This window comes from Stenotrophomonas sp. YIM B13575 (assembly GCF_042787595.1).
Taxonomy (GTDB): Bacteria; Pseudomonadota; Gammaproteobacteria; order Xanthomonadales; family Xanthomonadaceae; genus Stenotrophomonas; species Stenotrophomonas lactitubi_B.
Genome location: NZ_JBHZOP010000051.1, coordinates 1 through 6,654 on the forward strand (window position 1 = coordinate 1; position 6,654 = coordinate 6,654).

Here is a 6,654-nt window from a genome sequence, read left to right on the forward strand (position 1 = left end):
CCACGCCGTGCGTGGATGGTGCACGGGAAGGTTCAATCCACGCATGGCGTGGATCTACTTCATGCCTTCGTTGATCACCCGCCCGTCTTTCTTTCCTGCGGCGCCTGCTTCGGCTGGGCGGTCAGGAACGGGTGCAGGACCGAATCCGCGGCAGCCACCGCGCTGCCCATCAGCAACAGGGCAACGGCAATGGCGGCCATCGGAACGATGCGCGGGCGCGTGCTCATCGGTCTGTCCTCACTCCCAGCAGCGGTCGGTGCGGCCCTTGGCGGTCTGCGCACGTGCACAATCACGCGGTGCAATCCGCCCTTCCTGGTGCTCCACCCGCTGCTTGCCGCCATTGTCATCTCGCGTCAGCTCGAAGGCGTCGTACAGGCGTCCGGTAACCGTGCGCGCCTCGTAGCGCAGGTGCTGCGGATCGATACGCAACACCTGGAACAGCTGGGTGTCCTCGCCCACTGGCTCCATCGTCCTGCGCGCCTCGTCCGACAGCCGGTACTGCTTCGGCCCTGCCACGGTCACCACGTACTGCGGCGTTGCCGCCTGCCCTTCACCGCGACGGCCGTAGGTGTGGTCATGCCCCTGCAGCACCAGATCCACCTTGTGGCGTCGCACCACCGGCAGCAGCACCTTGCGCAGGGCGGCGTTCTCGCGGCCCTCGCGCGGTGAATAGAACGGCTGGTGCAGCAGCACGATGGTCCACGGCTGCCTGTTGCCGGTCAGCACCTCGTCCAGCCACTGCGCCTGCGCCTTGGCGGTTCCCAGATCCAGCGCTGATGTGCCGTCGACCACGGCCACGCGCACACCCTGCGCATCGAACCAGTAGCTGGTACCCGCCGCGGCATTGGCGCCGTTGCCCGGCAGGGCGAAGGTCACCGGCCAATGACGGCCCAGCACGCGGCGCTCCTGCGGGGTGTCCTCGAATTCCTCGAAGTACTCGTGGTTGCCGATCGCCGGCGCCACCAGCGTCTCCTGTGCCAGCCAGCTGGTGGCGGCGAACCACTCGCCCCATTCGCTGTCGTCCATGTTGTCGCCACCACTGACCAGGTCACCGGCAAACAGGCTGATCCGCGCATCCGGTGCGGCCTTCTGTGCGGCCCGCACCACGCGGCTGACATGGCTGACGTTCTTGTTCTGGGTGTCGCCGAAATACAGCAGGGTCAGCGGCTGCTCGGCAGCGGCCAGCGTGCGCAGCTGGTTCCACGCGCTCCAGCTGCCATTGCCCTGTACGCGATAGACGTACAGGGTGTCCGGCTGCAGGCCGTCAATGTCGGCGCGATGATGATGCGACAGGCCGTTCTCGGTCTGTAGCACCTGGGTGGTTGCGCGCAGCTGGCGGATGCCCTCGATGGCCGGCGAATCGTCGGCCAGTGCGATTTCCAGCAGCGGCGACTGCACGCTGCCGTCGGTGCGCCAGGCCACCGCGAAGCCGTGGCTGGGGTCGACCGACGGAGAGGCGACGATGCGGTCCGGCACCGATGCGGCTGCGTAGTAACGGCTACCCGACGGCACCTGGGTGTTGGGCTCGGCCGCCGCCATCGCCACCGATGACAATGCCAACAGCAGGCCGACCGCAAGCAAGCGCATCAAACGCGCGCTCACGAACCGCACTCCAGCGGCAGGGCCAGCTGCTTGGCAATGCTCTCCCAGTCGAAGGCCACCACGCCCTGGTCATCGTGCACCGCGTACAGGGCGCCGTGCGGGAACCGCGGCGTCGGCTGCTGCATCATCCAGATGCCATCGGTGTTGGCCACGGTATTGCCCTGGAACGCGCCTACCGGCTTCAGCGTATGGCGGTCGAACAGATGGAACACGCTGCGCTGCTTGCCCTGCTCGGTGGTGATCCACCAGCCGTCCTTGCCACAGGTGCGCAGCATCACGCCTTCGGCCTGCGCCTTGAACACGTCGCGGCCGAAGGTAGTGCCGGTGAAGCGCCCCGCAAGGGTATAGACCTTGAATTCGCTGGCGTAGCTTTCGTCCTCTTCGGCGATCAGCAGGCGATCATTGGCCGGATCACCCCAGATCGATTCGACCACGCGCAGCGCGCCGGCTTCGCTGGTATCACCGATGCTGGCCGACAGCGTTGCCTGGACCTTGGTACCGTCGCGGATCACGTGGTACTGGCGCACGCGCTTGTCCAGCTCGGCCAGCGGCGGCAGGATGTCCTTGCCCTGTGCGTCCTCGCCGTTGTCCCAGGAGTCGGTGACGTAGACGCTGTAGCCATCGACCCGGCGGTCCACCCACAGGCCGTAGGGCTTGCGCAGGTCGTCGGCACCGAATGTAGCCAACGGCGTGAAGTCCGGCAGCGAAAGCACCTGCACACGGTGGTTGTCGCGCTCGACGATCCACAGCAGGTCATCGATCACTGCGATGCCATTGGGACGATCGAACTGGCCCAGATCGGTGCCGGTGCTGCCGACGTCACGCAGGTGCTGGCCAGTGCTGCCGTCGTAGACCACCAGCTTGTCGGTGGCCTTGGCCGTGGCGATCAACCAGGTCTTGCCATCCGGTGCCTGCCAGGAAGCCGGCGAATCGATGTTGTCGGCCGGGGTCATCGGGGTCAGGAACGCCTCGGCGATGGTCACCACCTTGCGCTCGACGGGTGCCGCAGCGCCGGCCGCAGCCGGCGCCTTGTCCGCTGCCGGTGTGCAGCCGGCGGCAAGAACGGCGGCCAGCGAGGCGGCCATCAGGGTCATGCCGCGCACCATCACAGTGCCACCTTCAGGCCAACGGCGTAGGTGCGGCCGTACTCTTCCAGCTGCAGGGTGCGCGAGCGCGTGCCCTGGTACAGCTCCAACGGCTTGTCCAGCAGGTTCTGCGCTTCAAAGTACACGCTCACGTTCGCGTTGAACTTGTAGTCCAGCGAGAAGTCGAGCTGGGTGTTGGGCGCCACATAGATGTCGAACGCACGGCCCTTGCCGATGCTGTCCAGGTATTCGCTGCGGTACACCGCCGCCAGGCGCGTGCTGAGGCCATACTTCTCATACCCGATGTGTGCGCTGTACACGTGCTTGGACGCGCGCGGCAAGGTGAAGTCCTCACCGGCGCGATCCTCGATGCCGGCGTCGAAGTCGGTATCCAGCCAGGTGCCGCTGGCGCCCACCAGCAGGCCGTCCAGGCCGGCGGGCAGGAAGGCCAGCTGCTGCTGCCAGTTCAGCTCCGCACCACGCACCGTGGCCTTGCGGCCATTGATCGGCTGGGTCACGTCGAAACCGCCGTACGCCGGATCATTGGTACGCACGGTCTGCACGATGTAGCCGTCGATGGACTTGTGGAACAGACCGAGCGAGACGATGCCGGTGCTGCCGAGGTACTTCTCCACCGACAGATCGATGTTCTTCGACTCGTACGGGTCCAGCTCCGGGTTGCCCAGGCGCACTTCCTCGTCGCCGCGGCTGTAGCCGACGCGCGGCGAGATATCGCCGAAGGACGGGCGCGAAACGGTCTTGTTGGCCGAAGCACGCAGCACCCAGTCATCGGCCGCGTCGTAGCGCAGGTGCAGGCCCGGCAGTACGTTGGTGTAGCTGCTGTTGGCCACGCGCGGGGTCACGGTGTAGCTGCGGCCGTTGGCAGCCACATCGACCTGGTTGCCCTCGGCCTTGAAGCGGGTGTTCTCCACGCGCACGCCACCGATGATGCGCAGCGCACCGACATCCCACGTGCCCATGGCATAGCTGGCGAAGATGTCTTCACTGGCGGTGTAGTCCTCTTCCAGCGACGTCATCGCATTGGCACCGACGTCCTGCGGACGGGCGCTGAACTGGCCGCTGTTGGCCGCCCAGTACGCGCGCATGGCATCCGAATCCATGCCATCGCCCAGCGTGCCATGACGGTAGTCGGGCGAGCCGGTGGTCCAGCTCGACAGCGCGACCTTCGGGCCGACACGCAGTTCGCTTTCGTCGACGTTGACGTCGCGGTCGCGCCAGCGCCCCAGCAGGCCGAACTTGATGCTGCTGTTGTCGCCGTCGAAGCGCACGTTGACCTGCGCGCTGTGTTCCTTGTCGTTCACCTGCTTGGGCGAGATCACGAAGCGATCGAACGCGTAGTTGCCGTTGTCCAGCCACTGCGGGTTGTCGAAGCTGTAACTGGGCAGGCGGCTGCTCTGGTCCAGCGTGCCGTTGAACGCCTTGCCGTTGAGCTTGAAGCGCGCCTCCATCTCATCGTTCACCCGCTCTTCGGTCCGGGTGAAGCCGAGCTTGTAATCGACCACGGCGTTGGTCAACTTGTTCTCGCCGCCCAGGCTGGCGGCGAAGGTGTTCTCTTCCTTGGTGCGGTAACGCATGCGCTTGTCGATGGAATCCTTCGGCATGCCGTCCAGGCGGTACTCGTCGGTACCGGTCTTGACCATCTTCGCGTCGTCGAAATTGAAGATCACGCGCTGGCGGGTTTCGGCATCATCGAACTGGCTGTACAGCGCACGCAGGTAGTACTTGCTGTCATCGTTCGGGCGCCAGTCCAGGTTGAGGTTGGCGCCGATGCGCTTGCGCTCGATCTCATACTTGCGGTGCTGCAGGTTGATCGCGGTGACATCGCCCGGCGCGGCATCGTCTTCGCCGTCGTACTCCACTTCGGTGTTGTCCGATTCGAACTTGCGCTTCTGGTAGTTCACGCCCAGCGCCACGCCGAACGTGTCGTTGAACACTTCGCTGTAGTTGAAAGCGGCCTTCGGGCTGGTTTCGCCGGACAGCTGCTGGTGGCTGGCTTCGATCTTGCCGCGCAGGCTGCGGCCGTCACGATCGAAGGCCGAGGCCGATTCAACCAGGATCGCGCCGCCGATGGCGTCGCCCGGCATGTCCGGGGTCGGCGACTTGACCACGCGCAAGCGCTCGGTCGAATCGGACGGAATCACATCCAGCGGCGCGGCACGGCTGGAATCTTCCGGGGTGCCGATGGCGATGCCGTCGACGCTGACGCTGTTGAGGTTGGCATCCAGGCCACGCACCACCACGAAACGGCCTTCGCCCTGGTCGCGGGTCACGCTGATGCCCGGCAGGCGCTGCAGCGACTCGGCCACGTTCTTGTCCGGGTACTGGCCCAGCGCGTCGGAGGACACAGCGTCTTCGATGGCGTCGCTGCTGCGCTTGAGGTCAACCGCGCGTACCTGCGATTCCAGCTGCGCACGCACTTCGATGCGGTCCAGATCGGTCGCCGCGGCGCCGCCGCCGGCCGCTGCAGCAATTTCGGCTGCCAGCAGCGACGGGCTGGCCGTCACCAGCAGCGAGAGGCTGATTGCCAGGCCCAACGTGTTCTTCTTCTGCACAGCTATCCCCAACGGTGTAAAGATTGGGTCAGCACGGTATGTCCGCGAGGTTGCATGGGCATGACACCGGTGGAGCCTGGCCTGCCGGCGCCAGCTCGGCAGCACCGCGCATTCCGCTTAAAATGGGGCTCTCCCCTTCTGCCAGACCCTCCCATGAAGATCGTCGAAGTGCGCCACCCGCTGGTGCAGCACAAGATCGGCCTGATGCGCAACGCCGCGCTCAGCACCAAGGATTTCCGCGAACTGGCCAACGAACTTGGCACGCTGCTGGCCTACGAGGCCACCGCCGACCTGGAAACCGAGCCGCACACCCTGCCGGGCTGGTCCGGCCCGGTCACCGTGCAGCGCATCGCCGGCGCCAAGATCACCGTGGTGCCGATCCTGCGCGCCGGCCTGGGCATGCTCAGCGGCGTGCTGTCGCTGATCCCGGCCGCCCGCGTCAGCGTGGTCGGCCTGCAGCGCGATGAAGAAACCCTGCAGCCGGTGCCCTACTTCGAGCGCCTGACCGGCCGCCTGGAAGAGCGCGACGCGCTGATCCTCGACCCGATGCTGGCCACCGGCGGCACCCTGATCGCCACCATCGACATGCTCAAGCGCGCCGGTGCCCGCCGGATCAAGGGCATCTTCCTGGTTGCCGCGCCGGAGGGCATCGAAGCAGTGAAGGCCGTGCACCCGGACGTGGAGATCTACACCGCCGCGATCGACGCGCAGCTCAACGACAAGGGCTACATCCTGCCGGGTCTGGGTGATGCCGGCGACCGCATCTTCGGTACCCGCGTGGGCTGAGATCAACCCGGGTCGGAGCGCTTTCGAAAGGAAGTGCTCCACCTGCTCCAGGCACCTTCACGCCGGCTTTGCGGCGACGGGCGAATGCTCCGCGCACCCGCCCTGCCCTGGAGCCACCATGAAAGCATCATTCCTGCTCGCCGCCGCCCTGCTGCTCAGCCTCCCGCTTGCCGCCAACGCCGCCACCCCGCAGCAGCAGCGCATGGCCGACTGCTCGGCCAAGAACAAAGGGCTGAAGGGCGACGCCTACAAGTCCGCGCAGAGCGCATGCCTGAGCTCGCACGCAGCCGCCCCGGCAACCCCCACCACGCCGCAGGAACGCATGAAGAAGTGCAACGCCGACGCCGCCACCAGGAAGCTAGCCGGCGACGCCCGCAAGACCTTCATGAGCAGCTGCCTCAAGGCATCGTAAAAACAGCGAAGAAAGGCCCATCCACGCATGGCGTGGATCTACTGAAGAAAGGCCCATCCACGCACGGCGTGGATCTACTGGCCACCGGAAAACTGTCGAAGGCGGGGCGGTGTCGGATTGCGGGGCATCCGCGCCATGGATGGCGCGGCTGAGCCTACAAGGACGTACTTGCGGCGTCCCCGCCATCCGACACCTC

General features: G+C 66.1%; 5 protein-coding genes and 1 pseudogene. 2 read left to right on the top strand and 4 right to left on the bottom strand.

Translation table 11 applies throughout. The annotated features are described in order from the left end of the window. Positions 1 to 92 precede the first annotated feature (92 nt). From ACFX4F_RS09700 to ACFX4F_RS09715, 4 genes and pseudogenes are all read right to left on the bottom strand, one after another. A pseudogene (locus tag ACFX4F_RS09700) lies at positions 93 to 227 on the bottom strand (inorganic diphosphatase); the annotation flags it as partial. 10 nt (positions 228 to 237) lie between these two features. Next, positions 238 to 1,587 (bottom strand): metallophosphoesterase, encoded by a 1,350-nt coding sequence (locus ACFX4F_RS09705; RefSeq protein ID WP_380654635.1) that lies wholly within the window; start codon positions 1,585 to 1,587, stop codon positions 238 to 240. Between the two features lie 11 nt (positions 1,588 to 1,598). Continuing rightward, positions 1,599 to 2,708 (bottom strand): phytase, encoded by a 1,110-nt coding sequence (locus ACFX4F_RS09710; RefSeq protein WP_099820160.1) that lies wholly within the window; start codon positions 2,706 to 2,708, stop codon positions 1,599 to 1,601. After that, positions 2,708 to 5,260: a TonB-dependent receptor gene (locus ACFX4F_RS09715; protein ID WP_380654631.1), complete on the bottom strand. Its 2,553-nt coding sequence runs from the start codon at positions 5,258 to 5,260 to the stop codon at positions 2,708 to 2,710. Before ACFX4F_RS09715 ends, ACFX4F_RS09710 begins: the two co-directional genes overlap by 1 nt. 153 nt (positions 5,261 to 5,413) lie before the next feature. On the opposite strand from ACFX4F_RS09715, the gene upp reads away from it, so the two are divergent. Together upp and ACFX4F_RS09725 are read left to right on the top strand one after the other, a co-directional pair. Continuing rightward, the gene (upp, locus tag ACFX4F_RS09720) at positions 5,414 to 6,046 is read left to right on the top strand and encodes a uracil phosphoribosyltransferase (RefSeq protein WP_025878832.1); all 633 of its coding nucleotides are present in this window, start codon (positions 5,414 to 5,416) and stop codon (positions 6,044 to 6,046) included. Between the two features lie 118 nt (positions 6,047 to 6,164). After that, positions 6,165 to 6,458 (top strand): PsiF family protein, encoded by a 294-nt coding sequence (locus ACFX4F_RS09725; protein WP_099820158.1) that lies wholly within the window; start codon positions 6,165 to 6,167, stop codon positions 6,456 to 6,458. The last annotated feature ends 196 nt before the right edge of the window (positions 6,459 to 6,654 follow it).